Annotated in this window: 18 protein-coding genes; 11 read left to right on the forward strand and 7 right to left on the reverse strand. The window is 63.0% G+C overall.

Going from position 1 to position 22,113, the window contains the following annotated elements:
* Positions 1 to 14 precede the first annotated feature (14 nt).
* From F6X62_RS00390 to F6X62_RS00405, 4 genes are all read right to left on the reverse strand, one after another.
* Positions 15 to 1,049, reverse strand: coding sequence for an ABC transporter substrate-binding protein (locus F6X62_RS00390; protein ID WP_054892231.1), 1,035 nt, complete (start codon positions 1,047 to 1,049; stop codon positions 15 to 17).
* Between the two features lie 40 nt (positions 1,050 to 1,089).
* Complete coding sequence (locus F6X62_RS00395; RefSeq protein ID WP_065864570.1) at positions 1,090 to 2,202, reverse strand: ABC transporter ATP-binding protein; 1,113 nt, start codon at positions 2,200 to 2,202, stop codon at positions 1,090 to 1,092.
* Positions 2,203 to 2,477: 275 nt separating this feature from the next.
* The gene (locus F6X62_RS00400) at positions 2,478 to 3,107 is read right to left on the reverse strand and encodes a response regulator transcription factor (protein ID WP_054892229.1); all 630 of its coding nucleotides are present in this window, start codon (positions 3,105 to 3,107) and stop codon (positions 2,478 to 2,480) included.
* A gap of 10 nt (positions 3,108 to 3,117) precedes the next feature.
* Positions 3,118 to 5,505, reverse strand: a complete 2,388-nt coding sequence (locus F6X62_RS00405; protein WP_153772384.1) for a PAS domain S-box protein — start codon at positions 5,503 to 5,505, stop codon at positions 3,118 to 3,120.
* Between the two features lie 94 nt (positions 5,506 to 5,599).
* On the opposite strand from F6X62_RS00405, the gene F6X62_RS00410 reads away from it, so the two are divergent.
* Entirely contained in the window at positions 5,600 to 6,601 is a 1,002-nt protein-coding gene (locus F6X62_RS00410; protein ID WP_153772385.1) for an alpha/beta hydrolase family protein, read from the forward strand.
* Between the two features lie 84 nt (positions 6,602 to 6,685).
* Here the strand turns inward: F6X62_RS00410 and F6X62_RS00415 are convergent, their stop codons facing one another.
* The 3 genes from F6X62_RS00415 to F6X62_RS00425 are packed head-to-tail and all read right to left on the reverse strand — an operon-like array spanning position 6,686 to position 9,139.
* Positions 6,686 to 7,450, reverse strand: a complete 765-nt coding sequence (locus F6X62_RS00415; protein WP_153772511.1) for a TerB family tellurite resistance protein — start codon at positions 7,448 to 7,450, stop codon at positions 6,686 to 6,688.
* A 1-nt stretch (position 7,451) separates the two neighbouring features.
* Positions 7,452 to 8,123, reverse strand: coding sequence for an N-acetylmuramate alpha-1-phosphate uridylyltransferase MurU (gene murU, locus F6X62_RS00420; protein WP_125930921.1), 672 nt, complete (start codon positions 8,121 to 8,123; stop codon positions 7,452 to 7,454).
* The gene (locus tag F6X62_RS00425) at positions 8,120 to 9,139 is read right to left on the reverse strand and encodes an aminoglycoside phosphotransferase family protein (protein ID WP_153772386.1); all 1,020 of its coding nucleotides are present in this window, start codon (positions 9,137 to 9,139) and stop codon (positions 8,120 to 8,122) included. Before F6X62_RS00425 ends, murU begins: the two co-directional genes overlap by 4 nt.
* Before the next feature lie 131 nt (positions 9,140 to 9,270).
* Between F6X62_RS00425 and F6X62_RS00430 the strand changes: the two genes are divergently transcribed.
* From F6X62_RS00430 to F6X62_RS00475, 10 genes are all read left to right on the forward strand, one after another.
* The gene (locus F6X62_RS00430) at positions 9,271 to 12,081 is read left to right on the forward strand and encodes an LPS-assembly protein LptD (RefSeq protein WP_125930923.1); all 2,811 of its coding nucleotides are present in this window, start codon (positions 9,271 to 9,273) and stop codon (positions 12,079 to 12,081) included.
* Complete coding sequence (gene surA, locus F6X62_RS00435; protein ID WP_153772387.1) at positions 12,062 to 13,381, forward strand: peptidylprolyl isomerase SurA; 1,320 nt, start codon at positions 12,062 to 12,064, stop codon at positions 13,379 to 13,381. The genes F6X62_RS00430 and surA overlap by 20 nt, the downstream gene beginning before the upstream one ends.
* The gene (gene pdxA / locus F6X62_RS00440; RefSeq protein WP_153772388.1) at positions 13,378 to 14,367 is read left to right on the forward strand and encodes a 4-hydroxythreonine-4-phosphate dehydrogenase PdxA; all 990 of its coding nucleotides are present in this window, start codon (positions 13,378 to 13,380) and stop codon (positions 14,365 to 14,367) included. The genes surA and pdxA overlap by 4 nt, the downstream gene beginning before the upstream one ends.
* A complete protein-coding gene (rsmA, locus tag F6X62_RS00445) occupies positions 14,364 to 15,164 on the forward strand; it encodes a 16S rRNA (adenine(1518)-N(6)/adenine(1519)-N(6))-dimethyltransferase RsmA (protein ID WP_063542418.1) in 801 nt (266 codons plus the stop codon). Before pdxA ends, rsmA begins: the two co-directional genes overlap by 4 nt.
* Positions 15,165 to 15,330: 166 nt before the next feature.
* Entirely contained in the window at positions 15,331 to 15,711 is a 381-nt protein-coding gene (apaG, locus tag F6X62_RS00450) for a Co2+/Mg2+ efflux protein ApaG (protein ID WP_054892220.1), read from the forward strand.
* Positions 15,711 to 16,577: a symmetrical bis(5'-nucleosyl)-tetraphosphatase gene (locus F6X62_RS00455; protein ID WP_153772389.1), complete on the forward strand. Its 867-nt coding sequence runs from the start codon at positions 15,711 to 15,713 to the stop codon at positions 16,575 to 16,577. Before apaG ends, F6X62_RS00455 begins: the two co-directional genes overlap by 1 nt.
* 14 nt (positions 16,578 to 16,591) lie before the next feature.
* Positions 16,592 to 16,921, forward strand: a complete 330-nt coding sequence (gene glpE / locus F6X62_RS00460; protein WP_063542416.1) for a thiosulfate sulfurtransferase GlpE — start codon at positions 16,592 to 16,594, stop codon at positions 16,919 to 16,921.
* A gap of 284 nt (positions 16,922 to 17,205) precedes the next feature.
* Positions 17,206 to 19,128 (forward strand): PrkA family serine protein kinase, encoded by a 1,923-nt coding sequence (locus F6X62_RS00465; RefSeq protein ID WP_054892217.1) that lies wholly within the window; start codon positions 17,206 to 17,208, stop codon positions 19,126 to 19,128.
* A gap of 129 nt (positions 19,129 to 19,257) precedes the next feature.
* Entirely contained in the window at positions 19,258 to 20,529 is a 1,272-nt protein-coding gene (locus F6X62_RS00470; RefSeq protein ID WP_054892216.1) for a YeaH/YhbH family protein, read from the forward strand.
* Complete coding sequence (locus F6X62_RS00475; protein ID WP_125930925.1) at positions 20,526 to 22,094, forward strand: SpoVR family protein; 1,569 nt, start codon at positions 20,526 to 20,528, stop codon at positions 22,092 to 22,094. The genes F6X62_RS00470 and F6X62_RS00475 overlap by 4 nt, the downstream gene beginning before the upstream one ends.
* Positions 22,095 to 22,113: the final 19 nt, after the last annotated feature.

Here is a 22,113-nt window from a genome sequence, read left to right on the forward strand (position 1 = left end):
TCCTTTGAGGCGCGTTACTTCTTCGCAGCCCAGGCGTTGAAGCGCTGCTCCAACTGCTCGCTGTTGTCGGCCCAGAAGGCCACGTCGATCTGCACCTGGTTGGCGATGTTCTCGGGCGTGGTCGGCATGTCCTTCTTCACATCGTCCGACAGCAGTTCGATGGCCTTGGAGTTGGCAGGGCCGTAGGCGATGTTCTCGGAGTAGATCTTCTGCTGTGCCGGTTGCACGGTATAGGCGATGAACTTCTTCGCCTCTTCCACGTTCTTCGCACCCTTCGGAATGGCCCAGGCGTCGAAGTCGTAGATCCCGCCGTTCCACACCACTTTCAGGTTGCTGTCCTTCTGTACCGCAGCGATCCGGCCGTTGTAGGCCGAGCTCATGACCACGTCACCCGAGGCCAGGTACTGCGGCGGCTGGGCGCCGGCTTCCCACCACTGGATGTTCGGCTTGAGCTCGTCGAGCTTCTTGAAGGCTCGGTCTACACCGGCTTTGGTCTGCAGCACCGAGTACACATCTTTGGGCGCTACGCCGTCGGCCATCAGGGCGAATTCCAAGGTGTACTTGGCACCCTTGCGCAGGCCACGCTTGCCGGGGAATTTCTTGGTGTCCCAGAAATCGGCCCAACTGGTGGGCGCGGTCTGGAGCTTGTCAGCGTTGTAGGCCAGCACCGTGGACCACACGAAGAAGCCTACGCCGCAGCCCTGGATCGCACCGGGTACGTAGTCGGCCGCGTTGCCGAACGGCGCGGGGTCGAGTTCCTCGAACAGGCCTTCCTGGCAACCGCGCTCCAGCTCTGGCGACTCCACCTCGACCAGGTCCCACGACACGCTCTTGGTATCGACCATGGCTTTGACCTTGGCCATCTCGCCGTTGTACTCCCCGGCGACGATCTTGCCCTTGCCGGCCTTTTCCCACGGCTCGTAGAACGCCTTGACCTGGGCCGCCTTGTTGGCACCGCCGAACGACACCACGGTGAGGTCCGCGGCCAGGGCCTGCCCCGCGGTAAACAGCCCCAGGGCCAGGGCGGTCAGTTTCAACTGCTTGCGCATTATTATTCTCTCCACAGTACAGGGTTGGTGAAGCAATCGATCAGTGGGCTTCGGCAATCGGGTCGAGCGCACGGGCGTGCTCCACCTGCCAGCCAAGCGGTACCACATCGCCCACGGCCAGGGCCGGGTCGAGCTCGGCGATTGGCTGCTTCACGAAGAAGTCGGCCTTGCCGCAGACTTCCAGGCGCACCCGCACGTGGTCGCCCAGGTAGATGAACTCGGCCACGCGGCCGGAGAAACGGTTGACGCAGTGCTCGCTGTGGCCGTTGAGCCGCACGCGCTCCGGGCGGATCGACAGGGTCACCGGCTCGCCGGCCTGGCCGACGTTCACTGCCAGCGCCTCGACCTTCTCGCCACGTGCCAGTTGCACCTGGCAGCGCTCGCCGTTGCGCGCCAGCAGAGTGCCGTTGATGCGGTTGTTCTCGCCGATGAAGTTGGCGACGAAAGTGTTGGCGGGCTCTTCGTAGAGGGTGCGCGGGTCGGCGATCTGCTGGATCTCGCCCTGGTGGAACACCGCCACGCGGTCGGACATGGTCAGCGCCTCGCCCTGGTCGTGGGTGACATAGACCACGGTCACGCCCAGGCGCTGGTGGATATGCTTGATCTCCATCTGCATGTGTTCGCGCAACTGCTTGTCGAGCGCCCCGAGCGGCTCGTCCATCAACACCAGTTGCGGCTCGAACACCAGCGCTCGCGCCAGCGCCACACGCTGCTGCTGACCGCCGGAAAGCTGACCGGGGTAGCGCTTGGCGAAGCTGTCGAGCTGGACCATGTTGAGCACACGCTTGACCCGCTCGCTGATGTCGGTCTTGCTCAGGTTGCGCACACTCAGGGGGAAAGCCAGGTTCTCGGCCACGGTCATGTGCGGGAACAGCGCATAGTTCTGGAACACCATGCCGATGTCGCGCTTGTGCGGTGGCACGTTGTTGATCGAGCGCCCGGCCAGCTGGATCTCACCGGCGGTGGGGGTCTCGAAACCGGCCAGCATCATCAGGCTGGTGGTCTTGCCCGAACCGGAAGGGCCAAGCAGGGTGAGGAACTCGCCCTTGCGGATGTCGAGGTTGAGGTCCTTGACGATCAGCGATTCGCCGTCGTAGCTCTTCTGCACACCACGGAAGCTGACCAGCGTCTCGTTCGAATTCGCCTCGCTCATGCCCTGCACCTTCTTGTTGGAATGACTGCGTAGGCAAAAGACTAGAAGAACGGCAAAGCCCCGGAAATCGGGGGTGCTGAGAGAATGCCATCATCCAGATGGAAGAGTTGTTGTAGGGATTGCCCTACAAGGATGACGCGATTGGAATACTCCTCATCCCGACACCTCCAACCCTGTGGGAGCGGGCTTGCCCGCGAAGAGGTCGACACAGACACAGAGATCGACAGGCAGGGACCTTTCGCGGGCAAGCCCGCTCCCACAGATGCATGTCGCAATCAGACCAGCTTGTGCTCCATGGCGTACTTCACCAGTTCGGCCAGCGAATTGACCTTGAGCTTCTGCATCAACCGCGCCTTGTGGGTACTGATGGTCTTGCTCGACAGCGCCAACTGCTGGGCGATGTCGTTGACGTTGGCCCCCTGGGCCAGGCGTTCGAACACCGAGAACTCCCGCTCCGACAGCAGTGTGTGCAGCGGCCGGGTCTCGGTCAGGCCCACCTCGAAGACCATGCGGTCGGCCAGCACCGGGTCGATGTAGCGACCACCACCGGCGACGCGGCGGATCGCGGTCAGCAGCAGCGCCGGGTCGCTATCCTTGGTCGCATAGCCAGCCGCCCCCGCCTTGAGCGCGCGTGCTGCCATCTGTGCTTCATCGTGCATCGACAGCACCAGGATGGCTGGCGGACTGTTCAGCGCGCGGATCCGCGGAATCGCCTCCAGGCCGTTGACGCCCGGCATCGAGATATCCAGCAGCACCACCTCGCAGGGGGTATGGCGCAGCGTTTCGAGCAACTGCTCGCCATTGCCGGCCTCGCCCGCTACCAGCATGTCCTTGGCCAGGCCGATCAATTGCTTGATGCCCTCGCGGACGATGGTGTGGTCTTCAGCCACCAACACTCGAATCAAGGTGTTTCTCCTAATAAAGAGGGATGGCCACGCTCAGGCTGGTGCCCTCGCCCGGCTCGCTTTCCAGGATCACGCTGCCGCCCAGCATCAGCACCCGCTCACGCACGCCGACCAGGCCGAACGAGGTGGGCCGTGACTGAGCGGGGCTGAAGCCGGCACCGTCGTCGATCACCGTCATGCGTAGCCAGTCATTTTCATGCTTGAGCTCGATTTGCACCGTGTGCGCCCTGGCATGGCGCATGACATTGGTCAGCGCCTCCTGCAGGATGCGGAACAGTCCAGTGGCCTTGGCATCGCTCAATGCTGGCAGATTATCCGGCACCTGCACCAGGCAGGGAATCTGCGTGCGCGCCTCGAAGCGCCGGGCCTGCCATTCGATGGCCGAGGCGATCCCGGCATCGAGGATCGGCGGACGCAACGCCGTGGCCACATCGCGCACCAGCTGGAACAACTGGGCGATCAGGCGCTTCATGCTGGTAAGCCGCTCGTTGAGCCCCGGGTCGAGCTCGGCGAAAGCCAGCTCGCACATCGAAACTTCCAACTTGAGCACAGTGAGCATCTGCCCGAGCTCATCGTGCACTTCACGGGCGATCCGCGCCTTCTCCTCCTCACGCACACTCTCCAGGTGCGCCGACAACTCACGCAGTTGCTCCTGGGAGCGCGCCAGTTCCAGCTCGACCCGTTTGCTCTGGGTGATATCCCAGACAATGCCGTCCCACACCACCCGGCCATCGGCCTGACGCCGGGCGCTGGCCTTGATGTCGGCCCAGCGCTGCAGACCTTCGCGGGTGAGAATGCGGCCCTGCCAGGACCAGTCGCGGTCATTGGCCAGCGCCAGGTCCTGGACCCGGTGATAGTCGGCGCGGTCATCGGGGTGGACCAGATTGCGCAGCCCCATGTCCGCCTGCTGGATCTGGGCGGGGGCATAGCCGACCAGCGCCTCGCTGCCCTCACTGACATAGGGAAACTCCGGCTCGCCCTCGGCAGGATCACGCTCCAGGCGAAAGACCAGGCCCGGCACGTTGCCCGCGATACCCTTGAGCCGCGCCTCGCTCTCGCGCAGGGCCGCCAGGGCGCGGCGGCGCTCGGTGACATCGGTGATGAACACCACCAGGTATTCGGCATCACGAAAACGCAGAAAGCTCAGTGACAGCTCCACCGGCAGCAAGCTGCCATCGGCACGACGGCACAGGGTCTCGAACGCTTGTGCCCCACTGTCGCCCGTGCGCGCACGCTTCCACAACTCCAGCCAGCGGTCCATGTGCAGGCTCGGCTCGATATCGATCAGCGGTCGCTCGAGCAGTTCGCCCTCACCATGGCCGAGCATGCGCTCGGCAGCATGATTGGCGTAGCGCACGTGGCTGTCCCAATGCACCCAGAGGATGCCGACGGTGCTCTGGTCGATGGAAAACTGGCTCAGCCGCAGTGCCTCTTCACGGGCCTGGCGTTCGAGCAGGCTCTCGCGCACGCTCAGCAGGCTCCGCTCGAGTCGGCGCTGCTGGCGACGCTGCATCGCCAGGGTGGCCAGCGCGCAGAGCAGCAACAAGCCGAACAACAACGCAAGGTTCTGCCAGAACCCCGCCGAGTCGCTCAGGCGCGGGTACTTCGGTTGCAACCAACGCTGGTGCAACTGCTCCAGTTCCTTGGCAGGCATCGCCTGCAGACCGCGCTCCAGCACGTCGGCCAGCAGCGGCCAATCGCGGCGCGAGCCGATACGCAGCAACTGCGGCAGGCCAATATCGCCCACGACCACCAGGTCGCCGAATTCGCTCTCGCGCGAGAGGCGACTGAGCTGCGCCTCGTCGAGCACGGCGTAGCTGGCTTGCGCACCCAGCACCAACTGCAGCGCCTCGCGCTCATTGGGCACGCCCTGCAGGTTGAGATTGGCGAAGTTGCCACGCAGGTAATCGGCCAGGCTGCCAGGCATGCGCACGGCCACCCGGTCGCTGGCGCCAAGCTGCTCCAAGTCGACCGCCAGCGCACCACTGCGTAGGCCAACCAACAACTGCGGCACACGCATGTAAGGGTCGCTGAACAGCCACAGGCGCAGGCTTGCCGGGGTTTGAGCGAGGCCTGGGGCAAAATCGATCTCGCCAGCCTGCAACGCATGCTCCAAGGCAGCCTGGTCTGGGAAGTTTCGCCAGGTCAGGTCCAGATTCAGAGCCCGCCCCAGCCAGCTCACCAGCTCGACGTTGGCTCCGTACAACTGCTGCAGGCGCCGGTCGAACTGAGCATAGGGTGCTTGCAGCACCAGGCCCACGCGCAGGCTGCGATGGCTGTCGAGCCATTGCTGCTGCGCAGGCTCGAGCACCACCGACGGGGGTGCCGGGGCTTTGGCAAGGGCGATCAAGGGCAGGCACAACCAGCCGATAACCAACAGGCAACGCATTCGCTTCATCGATACGCTCGTCTTGGCAATGACGGCCATCTGCGTGGCCGTCGCGGGCAAATACTATTAGGCTGCCGGTATCATTCTGGCCTTGGGTTGATCCATGTTCATACTTTATCGCACGACGCTGGCCATGTTCTGCCTGGCCTCGGTCCTACCGCTCGCGGCCCATGCCGCCGACCCCGACAAACCTGCCGCGCCGGCTGAAACCACTGCCGTGCGCGCGCCCCTGGCCGAACGCAGCCAGGAAGACGCCCAGGCTCTGGAACGCCTGGTGCCCAAGGCCGAGCAGAAGACCCTGCAGGCCGACGGCGAAAACTTTCTGGCGCTGTGGAAACCGGCCAACGACAGCGCCCCGAAAGGCGCCGTGATCATCGTGCCCGGTGCCGGCGAAACCGCCGACTGGCCCAATGCCGTCGGCCCGCTGCGCAAAAAGTTTCCCGATGTCGGCTGGCACAGCCTGAGCCTCAGCCTGCCGGATCTGCTGGCCGACAGCCCGCAGGCACGCGCCACCGACACACCCGCCGCCCAGCCCGACAAGGTAGAAGGCAAGGGCACCAGTGCCCCGGCCAAGGATACGCCGGACGACGCCAACGCCAATGTCGCCCAGGCCACGGCGGCCGATGCCGATACCGCGCAGGGCACCGACGCCGTGCAGGCCGACGAGCAGAACGACTCGGCCGACGCCACCCGCATCTTCGCCCGCCTCGACGCTGCCGTGGCTTTCGCCCAGCAGCAGAATGCCCACAGCATCGTCTTGATCGGCCATGGCAGCGGTGCGTACTGGGCGGCGCGCTATGTGAGCGAGAAACAGCCACCACAGGTGCAGAAGCTGGCACTGATCTCGGCGCAGACACCGGCACGGGTCGAGCACGACCTGGAAAGCCTGGTGCCGACGCTCAAAGTGCCCACCGCCGACATCTACGTCATGACCCGCACCCGCGATCAGAACGCCGCCAAGCTGCGCCTGCAAGCCAGCAAGCGCGAGAAGGACAGCCAGTATCGGCAGCTGTCGCTGATTGCCATGCCGGGTGCCAGGGCAGCGGAGCAAGAGCAGCTGTTCCGTCGGGTGCGGGGATGGTTGATGCCGCAGGAAGCGCAGTAAGGGGCTGGGTGTGTTGCCCCCTGTGGGAGCAGCGGTTCGCCGCTGCGACTTGCCCGCGACGAATTCACCACCGCACCCTGCCCCTCAAATCCCCCGCCGCTTGCGAATCAGGGCATAAGCCTGATGCAACTCACGCGTGCGCTCGGTCGCTTCACGCACCCGGGCCTCGCTCGCACCATTACCGACCAGCTTGTCCGGGTGATGCCGGCTGACCAGTCGGCGATAGGCCTGCTTGATCCGATCACCGTCGGTATCGACCTCGACGCCCAGCAGTCGCAGTGCCGCGGCATAGGTCATCGCCCCGCCCTCGACCGCAGAACGGCTCGGTTCGTACTCCTGGGACAAGGCCTGCACCTGGTTACGGCTCATGCCCAATTGCTGGCCCCAGTCCAGCAACAGCTCACGCTCGTGCCGCCCCGCCTTGCCATCGGCCCAGACCATGCGCCAGCACGCCCGCAGCGTACCTTCGGCGCCGTGGGGCTGCTGGCCGATACGGCGCAGGTACTGCCCCAGGCGGTCCTTGCCCGACTTGCCGCGGTTGAACGCAGCGATCGCCCGCAAGCGGGCGGGCTCTGCAAGGTCCAGGCGGGTCATTTCCTGACGTGCCTGATAGATATGCCCCTCTGCGACTCGCCCATCACTCTTGGCCAGACGCCCCAACAGCACGAACAGCAACTCTTCGTCGCGCAAGGCCGGACGCCCACCCAGGCGCTCGCGCACATCATCCCATCCCTGCAAGCGCAGACGCCGGTCCATGGCCTGTCCCAGCAAGGCGCCCAGCAAGGCGCCAGGAATGCTGGCCACGGCAAAACCGGCTCCGGCACCAATCACTGTGCTCGGCCACCACATGTCAGGCACGCTCGCCGATCAGGCGCTCGACCTCGGCCAGGCGCTCGAGAGTGCCGACGTCAATCCACTGCCCAGGATAATGCTCACCTGTCACCTGCCCGGCCGCCATTGCCTGGCGCAGCAGCGGCGCGAGCTTGAAGGCGCCGGGCTGGCAGCCTTCGAACAGCTTCGGGTCGAGCACCGACAGGCCACTGAACGTCAGGGTGCCGGGAGCGTCGTCGCCATCGACGACGTGCGTGCCGTCGAGACGGAAGTCGCCACGCCCGTGATGCCCTGGATTGTCCACCAGCACCAGGTGCGCAAGGCCCTGAAGCGGTTGGCACAGGCGCTTGAAGTCGTAATCGGTCCAGACGTCACCGTTGACCAGCAGGAACGGTGCATCCCCCAGCAGCGGCAGCGCCTTGAAGATACCGCCGCCGGTCTCCAGCGGTTCGCCCTCGGGCGAATAGCTGATGCTCAGACCGAAGCGGCTGCCATCGCCCAGGTGATCCTCGATCTGCTGCCCGAGCCAGGCATGGTTGATCACCACATCGCTCACCCCCGCCCTGGCCAAGGCTTCGAGGTGGTACTCGATCAGCGGCTTGCCCGCCGCAGGCACCAGGGGCTTGGGGGTGTGCAAGGTCAGCGGGCGCATGCGCTCGCCCTTGCCTGCCGCCAGGATCATCGCTTTCATGGGTGTGCCCCGGTCTTGAGTTCGCCGATCAGTTGACCGAGCTCGGCCAGCTCAGGGCGACGGGCGATCACTTCATCTATATAGGCAAAGAAACGCGGCACGTCGGTGAGGTAGCGCGGTTTGCCATCGCGGTGACAGATGCGGGCGAAGATGCCGATCACCTTGAGATGGCGCTGTACGCCCATCAGGTCGCTGGCACGCTGGAACTCCTCGAACTCAGGCTGTACCGGAATCCCTGCGGCCTGCGCCTTGTCCCAGTAGCTACGCAACCAGCCATCGACACGTGCTTGCGGCCAACTGAGGAAGGCATCCTTGAACAGGCAAGTGATGTCGTAGGTCACCGGGCCATAGACGGCGTCCTGGAAGTCCAGCACGCCCGGGTTGGGGGCGCTGTGCATGAGGTTGCGCGGCATGTAGTCGCGGTGCACCAGGACCTTGGGCTGGGCCAGGGCGCTGTCGATCAGTTGCTGGCTGATGCGCTGCCAGCTGGCTTGCTGCGCGTCGGTGAAGCTCAGTTTCAGTTCACGCCCGACATACCACTCGGGAAACAGCTCAAGCTCACGGCGCAGCAAGGCGGTGTCGTAGCTCGGCAGCGGCGCTTGCATCGGCAGTTGTTGCTGGGCCAGCAGCGCGTCGATGGCATCGGCAAACAGCGCATCGGCATTGTCGTCGCCGATGATTTCCAGATATGTCTTGCGCCCCAGGTCGCTCAACAGCAGGAAGCCGCGCTCCAGGTCCTGGGCATGGATCACCGGCACGTTGATACCCGCGCTGGCCAGCAAGTGGTCGATGGCGACGAAAGGTGCGCAATTTTCCTGCGGCGGTGGCGCATCCATGATCACGAAACTGTGTCCGCCGCCCTCCCAGCGGAAGTAGCGGCGAAAGCTCGCGTCGCTGCTGGCGGCGGTCAGGTTGCCCGCAGGCACGTCGCCCCAGGCGTTTTCGCGGAAAAGATTCTGAAGCTGTTGTTCGAGCCACACAGTCAGCTGTTGCAGGCGTACATCATGATCAGGCATTACAAGGGTCTCCGACGGCCCCTAGCCGTCAAGCGGGTCATGCTTTATTATCCAGCATCTTTTTCAGACCATCGAGAGGCGTGCGGCCCCACACGCGGGCAGATGGCACGCAGGAAGCCCGGACTAATAAGATGGCATTGAAATCCCCCGCGTTTCGTAGAAAGTTTCCATTGCTGGTGACTGGCGGTCTGCTGGCCCTGCAACCTCTGGCCACATCGTACGTGGTGGCTGCCGAGCAGTTCGACTGCCAAGTGTCCGCCGCCGGTGGTTGGGACTGCAAGCCCAAGACCGCTGCCAGCACTCTGCCGCCGCGCCCTGTGCACGATGGCGCCGCGCTCAGTGGCGGCACCGAGGCCCAGACCGCCGAGGCGGCTGGCAGTGCCGAGCCCAAGCCGGTGCTGGTCACCGAGAGCAAGGGCCGCGCGCTGAAATCGCGCAGCGAAGACTACAGCCATCTGGACTGGGTACCCCGCGAGAAGCTCACCGCTGCGCAACTGGCCGAGACCGGCCCGTATTGCGGCGGCGCGTACATCGAGCCGACCCGTCCGGGCATGAACGACTCCACGCCCAAGGACGAGTCGCCGACCTACCTCAACGCCAAGGTCTCCAAGTACCAGCAGGAGCAGCAGATCGCTACCCTGGCCGGTGACGTGGTCATGCGCCAGGGCAGCATGCAGGCCGAAGCCGACGAAGCCAACCTCTACCAGACCGAGAACCGCGGCGAGCTCAAGGGCAACGTCAAGATTCGCGACAACGGTACGCTGGTGGTGGGCGACCAGGCCGAAGTCCAGCTCGATACTGGCGAAGCCAAGGTCGACAACGCCGAATACGTGATGCACAAGTCGCACATCCGCGGCTCGGCCCTGTACGCCAAGCGTGCCGAAAACGCCATCATCCGCCTCAAGGACGGTACCTATACCACCTGTGAGCCGGGCAGCAACGCATGGCAGCTCAAAGGCAACAACATCACCCTGAACCCGGCCACCGGCTTCGGTACCGGCACCAACGTCACCCTTCGGGTCAAGGATATTCCGGTGTTCTACACACCGTACATCTACTTCCCGATCGACGACCGTCGCCAGTCCGGCTTCCTGCCGCCGTCATTCAGCACCAGCAGCGACACCGGCTTCATGCTGGTCACGCCGTACTACTTCAACCTGGCGCCGAACTACGACGCCACCCTGTATCCGCGCTACATGGCCAAGCGCGGCTTGTTGATGGAAGGCGAATTCCGCTACCTGACCAAGTCGAGCGAAGGTCAGTTCGGCGGCGCGTACCTCAACGACGAGGACGATGACCGCAAGCTGCAGACGGACTACAAGAAAGAACGCTGGATGGTCAACTGGCAGCACAAGGGCGGCCTGGACGACCGGATCATGACCGAGGTGGACTACACCGACATCAGCGACCCGTTCTACTTCCAGGACCTCGAGACCGACCAGATCGGCGTGCAGAAGCGCGACTTCATCAACCAGCAAGGCGCGATCAGCTACCGGGGTGACAGCTATACCGCCCGGTTGAACCTGCATGCCTACGAATTGGCGACCATCTCGCAGATTACGCCGTACGACCGTCTGCCGCAGATCACCCTGAACGGCATGCTGCCTTATCACCCGGCCGGCCTGAACTTCGATTACGAGACCGAAGCTGTCCGCTTCGAGCGTGACCTGAAGAATGACCGGGTATTCAACAAGGACGGTCAACTGGACCTGACCGCAGGCCCCGACGGTCGGCGTCTAGACTACAACGTTCGCGGGATCGCGCGGGCTAACGGTAATCGCCTCAATATTTCGCCGGCTATGAGCCTCCCGATGCAGGCGACCTATGGCTATGTCACCCCCAAGCTCAAGTACGCCTACACCAGCTACGACCTCGACCTCGACGGCAGAGGCAAGGCCGACGCTGCTACGGACTCAGCCGACCCGGCCTTCGGTAGCTACCATAGCTCGATCAACCGCAGCATCCCGATCTTCAGCGTCGACAGTGGCCTGTACTTCGACCGCAACACTTCGATGTTCGGCAAGAACTACCGTCAGACGCTCGAACCACGGCTGTTCTACCTCTACGTCCCGAACGAAGATCAGAAGGACATCCCGCTGTTCGACACAGCTGAAACCCTGTTCAGCTACGACTCGCTGTTCCGCGACAACCGCTTCAGCGGTGTCGACCGCATCGGCGACGAGAACAAGCTTTCGCTGGGCGTGACCACTCGCTGGATCGAGGAAAACGGCTTCGAGCGCCAAAGCTTCAGCATTGGCCAGGCCTACTACTTCGAAGACCGCAAGGTGCAACTGCCAGGCATCAACTACCGCACTCGCGACGATGCCAGCTCCAACGTCTCGCCGTATGCGTTGGTGTACCGCTACGCCTTCAACCGCGACTGGCGCTTCGATTCGGACTTCAACTGGGATCCGGACAGCCGCAGCACCCGTTCGGGCAGCGCGATGTTCCACTACCAGCCTGAAGACAACCCGAACAAGGTGGTCAACCTCGGTTATCGCTACCGCAACGACACCATTTCGTACGACTCGCTTACCGGCACCTGGAAGGTCGGCGGCGGTGACTACGGCACGCCGGGCGATCCGAACTACATCAAGGATTACTACAAGATCCAGCAGCACGACTTCTCGGTCATCTGGCCGATCGTGCCGCAATGGAGCGTCATTGCCCGCTGGCAGCACGACTACAACCGCAACCGCACCCTCGAAGCGATGGGCGGTTTCGAGTACGACAGCTGCTGCTGGAAGCTGCGCCTGATCAATCGTTACTGGCTCGACACCGACGACTTCAGCCAGGCCCTGCCGGCAAACGAGAAAGGCGACCACGGCGTATTCCTGCAGATCGTCCTCAAAGGCCTCGGCGGCGTCGTGGGCAACAAGGTCGAATCGTTCCTGGACCAAGGCATTCAAGGTTACCGTACCCGTGAAGAGCAAGCTTATTGATCGTCTGCGCCCGCTGATGCTGGGCGCCGTAATGCTGAGCGGTGCGGTGCATGCCGCGCCGCAACCCCTGGACCGCGTGGTGGCCATCGTCGATAACGACGTGGTCATGCAAAGCCAGCTGGACCAGCGCGTACACGAAGTGCAGCAGACCATCGCCAAGCGCGGCGGTGGTGTGCCGCCTGCCGGCGCCCTGGAACAGCAGGTGCTGGAACGCCTGATCGTCGAGAACCTGCAACTGCAGATCGGCGAGCGCTCGGGCATTCGTATCACCGACGAAGAACTCAACCAGGCCATCGGCACCATCGCGCAGCGCAACGGCATGTCGCTGGATCAGTTCCGTGCTGCCCTCGCTCACGATGGTCTGTCGTTCGAGGACGCCCGTGATCAGGTCAAGCGCGAGATGATCATCAGCCGCGTTCGCCAGCGTCGCGTGGCCGAGCGCATCCAGGTGTCCGAGCAGGAAGTGAAGAACTTCCTCAACTCCGACCTGGGCAAGATGCAGATGTCGGAAGAATACCGCCTGGCCAACATCCTGATCCCGACCCCGGAGAGCGCCAATTCGGACGCTATCCAGGCCGCGGCACGCCAGGCTGGCGAGGTCTACCAGCAACTGCGCCAGGGCGCCGACTTCGGTCAACTGGCCATCGCCCGCTCGGCCAGCGAAAACGCCCTGGAAGGCGGCGAAATGGGCTGGCGCAAGGCCGGCCAACTGCCACCTGACTTCGCCAAGATGCTCAGCAGCATGGCCATCGGTGACATCACCCAGCCGATTCGCATCCCCAACGGCTTCATCATCCTCAAGCTCGAGGAGAAGCGCGGCGGCAGCGAAAGCGTACTGCGCGACGAAGTCCACGTGCGTCACATCCTGATCAAGCCCAGCGAGATCCGCAGCGATGCGGCGACCGAGCAACTGGCTGAACGCCTGTACGATCGCATCAAGAATGGCGAAGACTTCGCCCAACTGGCGAAAAGCTTCTCGGAAGATCCAGGTTCCGCACTCAACGGCGGCGACCTGAACTGGGTCGACCCGAACAGCCTGGTACCGGAATTCCGCGAGCAGATGGCCAACGCCGAGCAAGGCGTCGTAACCAAGCCGTTCCGCACCCAGTACGGCTGGCATGTGCTGGAAGTACTCGGTCGTCGCGCTACCGACAGCACCGAACAGGCCCGCGAGCAGCAGGCGCTGAACGTACTGCGCAACCGTAAATACGACGAAGAGCTGCAGACCTGGCTGCGCCAGATCCGCGACGAAGCCTACGTTGAGATCAAGCTGCCTGGCGCCGACCAGGCGACCCAGTGAAGCCCCTGCGCTTCGCCGTCACCCCCGGCGAGCCGGCCGGCATAGGTCCGGACCTGTGCCTGCTGCTCGCCGCAGAACCTCAGCCGCACCCCCTGATCGCCATCACCAGCCGTGACCTGCTCGCCGAGCGGGCCGCGCAGCTGGGGCTGGCGGTTGCGCTGCTGTCGGTGTCGCCGGATGCCTGGCCAGACCAACCGGCCCCCGCAGGCAGCCTCTACGTGTGGGACACGCCGCTGGCAACGCCTGTGACTGCCGGCCAACTGGACTCACGCAACGCGGCTTTCGTCCTGCAGACCCTGACCCGCGCGGGCCAAGGCTGCCTGGACGGTGACTTCGCGGGGATGATCACCGCCCCGGTGCACAAGGGCGTGATCAACGAGAGCGGTATCGCCTTCTCCGGGCATACCGAGTTCCTCGCCGACCTCACCCAGACGGCCCAGGTGGTGATGATGCTCGCCACCCACGGGCTGCGTGTGGCGCTGGTCACCACGCACCTGCCGCTGCGCGATATCGCCGACGCCATCACCGCCGAACGCCTGGAGCGCGTCACCCGCATCCTGCATGCCGACCTGCGCGACAAGTTCGGCATCACCCAACCACGCATCCTGGTCTGCGGCCTCAACCCGCATGCCGGCGAAGGCGGCCACCTTGGCCGCGAAGAAATCGACATCATCGAGCCCGCGCTCGAGCGCCTGCGCGCCGAGGGCATGGACCTGCGCGGTCCATTGCCGGCCGATACCCTGTTTACCCCCAAATATCTGGAGCACTGCGACGCAGTGCTGGCGATGTACCACGACCAAGGCCTGCCCGTACTCAAGTACAAGGGCTTCGGCGCCGCAGTCAACGTGACGCTGGGCCTGCCGATCATCCGTACCTCGGTCGATCATGGCACTGCCCTGGACCTGGCCGGTAGCGGCAAGGTCGACACCGGCAGCCTGCGCGTCGCCCTGGAAACCGCCTACCAGATGGCCGAGAACCGACCATGAACGAGCACTACCAACACCGGGCGCGCAAGCGCTTCGGCCAGAACTTCCTGCACGACGCCGGCATCATCGACCGCATCCTGCGGGCGATCAACGCCAAGGCCGGCGAGCACCTGCTGGAAATCGGCCCGGGCCAAGGCGCCCTGACCGAGGGCCTGCTGGGCAGCGGCGCACAACTCGACGTGGTCGAGCTGGACAAGGACCTGGTGCCCATCCTCCAGCACAAGTTCGCCGACCGCGACAATTTCCGCCTGCATCAAGGCGATGCGCTGAAGTTCGATTTCAACACCCTGGGCGTGCCGCCGCGCAGCCTGAAAGTCGTCGGCAACCTGCCCTACAACATCTCCACGCCACTGATCTTCCACCTGCTGGCTCACGCCGGACTGATCCGCGACATGCATTTCATGCTGCAGAAAGAAGTGGTCGAGCGCATGGCCGCAGGCCCAGGCGGCGGGGACTGGGGGCGCCTGTCGATCATGGTGCAATACCACTGCCGCGTGGAACACCTGTTCAACGTCGGCCCTGGTGCGTTCAATCCGCCACCGAAAGTGGATTCGGCCATCGTCCGCCTGGTGCCGCACGAAGTGCTGCCGCACCCGGCCAAAGACCCGGCACTGCTTGAGCGCGTGGTGCGCGAAGCGTTCAACCAGCGCCGCAAGACACTGCGCAACACACTCAAGGGGCTGCTCGACAGCCAGGCCATCGAGGCGGCTGGCGTCGATGGCAGCCTGCGCCCTGAACAGCTGGACCTGGCGGCCTTCGTGCGCCTGGCTGATCAACTGGCACTGCAGCAAGGCTGACTCGGCCCTTCCTGCCCCTTCGCGGGCAACCCGCACCTCTCATGGGGGCGGGTTTACCCGCGAAGTACCCCACACCGATGACAGCGCCCACCGCTGGCCCTTCCCCCTCTCAATGGCCTAGACTGCGACAATCGCGTTAATGCTCCCGTTCGCCCAAGGCCCTTGCATGTCCGACCCCCGCTACCAGATCGACGTCAGCGTCGTGACCCGCTTCCTCAAAGAGCAATCCGACCCCGAGAACAACCGTTTCGCCTTCGCCTACACCATCACGGTGTCGAACAACGGCACGCTCAAGGCCAAGCTGAGGGCGCGCCACTGGCTGATCACAAACGGTGACGGCGCCGTCGAAGAAGTGCGCGGCGATGGCGTCATTGGCCAACAACCGACCATCGACCCCGGGCAGAGCTATACCTACAGCAGTGGCGCAGTCATCAGCACTCGCGTCGGTACCATGCAAGGCAGCTATCAGATGTTCGCCGAAGACGGTACGCGCTTCGACGCCGAGATCGCGCCGTTCCGCCTGGCTGTGCCTGGAGCTCTGCACTGATGGCCACCTACGCCGTCGGCGACCTGCAAGGCTGCCTGCAACCGCTCAAGTGCTTGCTCGAACGCGTCAACTTCGATCCCAAGGTCGATCGCCTGTGGCTGGTGGGCGACCTGGTCAACCGTGGCCCGGAATCGCTCGAAACCCTGCGCTACCTGTATGCGATGCGCGAGTCGCTGGTCTGCGTGCTCGGCAACCATGACCTGCACCTGCTCGCAGCCTGGCATAACATCGAGCGCCTGAAGAAAAGTGACACCCTGCGCGAGATCATCGAGGCACCAGACGCCGATCAGTTGCTCGACTGGCTGCGCCGCCAGAAGCTGCTGCACTATGACGAGGCCCGGGGTATCGCCATGGCTCACGCTGGCATCCCGCCCCAGTGGACACTGGGCAAGGCCCTGGAGCTGGCAGCAGAGGTGGAGGAGGTGCTGCGCGACGACAACCGCCTCAAGCTCTACCTCGACGGCATGTATGGCAATGAACCGAACAAGTGGAGCAAGAACCTCAGCGGCGTCGAGCGCCTGCGTGTCATCACCAACTATTTCACCCGCATGCGTTTCTGCACCACCGACGGCAAGCTCGACCTCAAGAGCAAGGAAGGCCTGGACAGCGCCCCCAAGGGCTACAAGCCCTGGTACGCCCACAAGGACCGTCGCTCGCGCCACGTGAAGATCATTTTCGGCCATTGGGCCGCCCTCGAAGGCAACGTCGAAGAGCCGGGCGTCATCGCCCTGGATACCGGTTGCGTATGGGGCGGCGCCATGACCCTGTACAACCTGGACAGCGGTCAATACCACCGCTGCGACTGCACCGACGAAGGCACCGTACGTACGGCACCGGAACCCACTAGAATCAACGACCGAACCTGAAGGAAAACGTACCCATGAGCGAATTCAAGCGCATCCCTCCGGAACAGGCCCTGGCCTTGCGTGCACAAGGTGCGGTGGTGGTCGACATTCGCGATCCCCAGGCCTTCGCTGCCGGCCATATCACCGGCGCCCGCCATCTGGATAACCATTCGGTGGCCGACTTCATCCGCAACGCCGACCTCGACGCGCCGACGCTGGTGGTCTGCTATCACGGTAACTCCAGCCAGAGTGCCGCCGCCTACCTGGTGGGCCAGGGCTTCTCCGAGGTCTACAGCGTCGACGGCGGCTTCGAGCTGTGGCGCGCTACCTATCCGGCCGAAACCGCCCAGGGCGACGCCGAATAATTTTTTTCATTTCCCCTCAAGCCCGCGTCACCTGCGGGCTTGCGCCTTACCTGACGAACGGTCGGAAGCAACTTCTCGGCCCCTCGCCCTTGACCTTGCGTATTACCAACTATCCTTAAGCGCAGGCCATCCAAAAAAGGGGAGAGCCGGTACACCGGCGTGCGGGTCATCGGTAGCGTTCCAAGGTGTTCTGGGGGGTAAACAGCAATCGGTGAAAGCCGCTTGCATGCCAGCATCAGCTGACTGATCCGGCGTCGTCTCCACGTATCGAGCGAGGTGACGTCATGAGCATTTTTAGCCACTTCCAACAACGTTTCGAGTCAACGCGCCAGGAAGAACTCTCGCTGCAGGAGTACCTCGAGCTGTGCAAAGAGGATCGCAGTGCCTACGCATCGGCCGCTGAACGGCTGTTGCTGGCCATCGGTGAGCCGGAACTGATCGACACCTCGAGCAACTCCAGACTGTCGCGGATCTTCTCCAACAAGGTGATCCGCCGGTATCCGGCCTTTGCCGACTTCCACGGCATGGAAGAGTGCATCGACCAGATCGTTTCATACTTCCGCCACGCCGCCCAAGGTCTGGAAGAGAAGAAGCAAATCCTCTATCTACTGGGCCCGGTAGGGGGCGGCAAATCGTCCCTGGCCGAGAAACTCAAGCAGCTGATGGAGAAAGTGCCGTTCTACGCCATCAAGGATTCGCCCGTATTCGAGTCGCCACTGGGCCTGTTCAACGCCACCGAGGACGGCGCCATCCTCGAAGAGGAGTACGGTATCTCGCGGCGTTACCTGAACACCATCATGTCGCCCTGGGCGACCAAGCGTCTTCAGGAATATGGCGGCGATATCAGCAAGTTCCGGGTGGTCAAGCTGTACCCATCGATCCTCAACCAGATCGCTATCGCCAAGACCGAACCCGGCGACGAGAACAACCAGGACATTTCTGCACTGGTCGGCAAGGTGGATATCCGCAAGCTCGAGGAATTCCCGCAGAACGACGCCGACGCCTACAGCTACTCGGGCGCTCTGTGCCGGGCCAACCAGGGCCTGATGGAGTTCGTGGAGATGTTCAAGGCGCCGATCAAGGTCCTGCACCCCTTGCTCACCGCCACCCAGGAAGGCAACTACAACAGCACCGAGGGCCTGGGGGCGATTCCCTATTCGGGCATCCTGCTGGCCCACTCCAACGAGTCTGAGTGGCACACCTTCCGCAACAACAAGAACAACGAGGCGTTCATCGACCGGATCTATATCGTCAAGGTGCCCTACTGCTTGCGGGTCAGCGACGAAATCAAGATCTACGACAAGCTGTTGGTCAACAGCTCGCTGTCAAAGGCCCACTGCGCGCCCGACACCCTCAAGATGCTCGCCCAGTTCACCGTGCTCTCACGGCTGAAAGAGCCGGAAAACTCGAACATCTACTCGAAAATGCGGGTATATGACGGCGAAAACCTCAAGGATACCGATCCAAAGGCCAAGTCGATCCAGGAGTATCGTGATGCCGCTGGCGTCGACGAAGGCATGAACGGCCTGTCGACCCGCTTCGCCTTCAAGATCCTCTCCAAAGTGTTCAACTTCGACCCGCACGAAGTCGCGGCCAACCCGGTGCACCTGCTTTATGTGCTCGAGCAGCAGATCGAACAGGAGCAATTCCCGGCCGAGGTGCGCGAACGCTACCTGCGCTACCTCAAGGAATACCTGGCACCGCGCTATATCGAGTTCATCGGCAAGGAAATCCAGACCGCCTACCTGGAGTCCTACAGCGAATACGGCCAGAACATCTTCGACCGTTATGTGCTGTACGCAGACTTCTGGATTCAGGACCAGGAATACCGCGACCCGGAAACCGGCGAAATTCTCAACCGGATCGCCCTCAACGAAGAACTGGAGAAAATCGAAAAACCGGCCGGCATCAGCAATCCGAAGGACTTCCGCAACGAAATCGTCAACTTCGTGCTGCGTGCCCGCGCCAACAACAACGGCAAGAACCCAAGCTGGCTGAGCTACGAGAAGCTGCGGGTGGTGATCGAGAAGAAAATGTTCTCCAACACCGAAGACCTGCTGCCAGTCATCAGTTTCAACGCCAAGGCAAGCAAGGAAGACCAACAGAAACACAACGACTTCGTCACGCGGATGGTGGAACGTGGCTACACCGACAAACAGGTCCGCCTGCTGTCGGAATGGTACCTGCGGGTCAGGAAATCGCAATAAAGCGACAAGCTGTCAGCCACAGGCTGCAAGCTGTACGGCGCGACCGTCAGGTCTGCGCCTTGGCTTGCAGTGCTGGTGGCTGCTGTGTCTCGCAGCTTGACGCTTGCAGCTGCTCTTAGCGGAGGCCCCATGAGCTACGTAATCGACCGACGCCTGAACGGCAAGAACAAGAGCACGGTCAACCGCCAGCGCTTTCTGCGCCGGTACCGTGAGCACATCAAGAAGGCCGTCGAAGAGGCGGTGAGCCGCCGCTCCATCATGGACATGGAGCATGGTGAGCAGATCAGCATTCCCGGGCGCGATATCGACGAACCGGTGCTGCACCACGGCCGTGGCGGCAAGCAGACCATCGTTCATCCGGGCAACAAGGAATTCACCGCAGGCGAACATATCGCCCGTCCGCAAGGCGGTGGTGGCGGTGGCGGACGCGGCAAGGCCGGTAATTCCGGCGAGGGCATGGACGAATTCGTCTTCCAGATCACTCAGGAAGAATTCCTCGAGTTCATGTTCGAGGACCTGGAGCTGCCCAACCTGGTCAAGCGTCACCTGACCGGTGCCGACACCTTCAAGACCGTACGCGCAGGTATCGCCAACGAGGGCAATCCGTCGCGCATCAACATCGTGCGTACACTGCGCTCGGCCCATGCCCGGCGCATCGCCCTGACCGGCAGCAGCCGCGGCCTGCTGCGCGCTGCGCAAAAGGAACTGGAGCGGCTGAAAGTCGAGGAACCCGATAACTTCACCGACATCCAGGAAGTCGAAGCCGAGATCGTGCGTCTCAAGGCACGCATCAACCGCCTGCCATTCCTCGACACCTTCGACCTGAAATACAACCTGCTGGTCAAGCAGCCCAACCCCAGTTCCAAGGCGGTGATGTTCTGCCTGATGGACGTCTCCGGCTCCATGACCCAGGCCACCAAGGATATCGCCAAGCGCTTCTTCATCCTGCTGTACCTGTTCCTCAAGCGGAACTACGAACGCATCGAGGTGGTGTTCATCCGCCATCACACCAGCGCCCGCGAAGTGGATGAAGAAGAGTTCTTCTACTCGCGCGAGACCGGCGGCACCATCGTCTCCAGCGCCCTGAAAATGATGCAGGAGATCATGGCCGAGCGTTATCCGGCCAGCGACTGGAACATCTATGCCGCACAGGCGTCGGATGGCGACAACTGGAACGACGACTCCCCAATCTGCCGCGATATCCTGACCAAGCAGATCATGCCGCACGTGCAGTACTACACTTATGTCGAGATCACCCCCCGCGAGCATCAGGCACTGTGGTACGAGTACGAACGTATCGGCGAGGCGTTTCCCGACACCTTCGCCCAGCAACAGTTGGTCTCGGCCGGTGACATCTACCCGGTCTTCCGTGAACTCTTCCAGCGCAGGTTAGCCACATGACCGCCAGAGCACAGAGACGCCAACCCATTTCCACCGGCTCGGAATGGACCTTCGAGCTGATCCAGACCTACGACCGGGAAATCAGCCGCCTGGCCGCGCGCTATGCGCTGGATACCTACCCCAACCAGATCGAGGTGATCACTGCCGAGCAGATGATGGATGCCTACGCCTCGGTGGGCATGCCGCTGGGCTATCACCATTGGTCCTACGGCAAACAATTCCTCAGCACCGAGAAGTCCTACAGCCGCGGGCAGATGGGCCTGGCCTACGAGATCGTCATCAACTCCGACCCCTGCATCGCCTACCTGATGGAAGAAAACACCATCTGCATGCAGGCGCTGGTGATCGCCCACGCCTGCTACGGGCACAACAGCTTCTTCAAGGGCAACTACCTATTCCGCACCTGGACCGACGCCAGCTCGATCATCGATTACCTGGTATTCGCCAAGCAGTACATCGCCCAGTGCGAGGAACGCCATGGCATCGACGCGGTGGAGGACCTCATCGACTCCTGCCATGCCCTGATGAACTACGGCGTCGACCGCTACAAGCGGCCCTACCCCATCTCCGCCGAGGAAGAGCGCCGGCGCCAGAAGGAGCGCGAGGAACACCTGCAGCGGCAGATCAACGACCTGTGGCGCACCATCCCGAAGGGCGCCGACAAGGGCAGCGACAAGGACGACGCGCGCTTCCCTGCCGAACCCCAGGAAAACATCCTGTACTTCATCGAAAAACACGCGCCGCTGCTCGAACCCTGGCAGCGTGAGGTGGTAAGGATAGTGCGCAAGATCGCGCAGTACTTCTATCCGCAACGCCAGACCCAGGTGATGAACGAAGGCTGGGCAACCTTCTGGCACTACACCCTGATGAACGACCTGTACGACGAAGGCCTGGTCACCGACGGCTTCATGATGGAGTTCCTGCAATCGCACACCAGCGTGGTGTTCCAGCCCGGCTTCGACAGCCCCTACTACAGCGGCATCAACCCCTATGCCCTGGGCTTTGCCATGTACACGGACATCCGCCGGATGTGCGAGCACCCAACGGAAGAGGATCGCCGCTGGTTCCCGGAAATCGCCGGCAGCGACTGGCTGTCGACCATCAAGTTCGCCATGAGCAGCTTCAAGGACGAGAGCTTCATCCTTCAGTACCTTTCCCCCAAGGTGATCCGCGACCTCAAACTGTTCAGCATCCTCGACGACGACCAACGCGACGACCTGCTGGTACCGGCCATCCACGACGAGGCGGGTTATCGCGTCATCCGCGAACAACTGGCGGCGCAGTACAACCTGGGCAACCGCGAGCCCAACGTACAGATCTGGAGCATCGACCGCCGTGGCGACCGTTCGCTCACCCTGCGCCACCAGCAGCACAACCGCAAACCGCTGGGCGACTCCACCGAGGAAGTGCTCAAGCACCTGCACCGCCTGTGGGGCTTCGACATCCACCTGGAGACCGTGCAGGGCGACCAGGTGGTGAAAACCCACCATATGCCGCCCCGTGGCGAGCATGGAGAACCAGGCGACTACGGCCGCATGGATCTCGCCGTCATCCACCACCTCTGAGACCTCGTGACTGCCGACA

Origin of the sequence: Pseudomonas sp. MNR3A, from assembly GCF_009650575.1 — a bacterium.
GTDB classification, from domain to species: domain Bacteria; phylum Pseudomonadota; class Gammaproteobacteria; order Pseudomonadales; family Pseudomonadaceae; genus Aquipseudomonas; species Aquipseudomonas machongensis.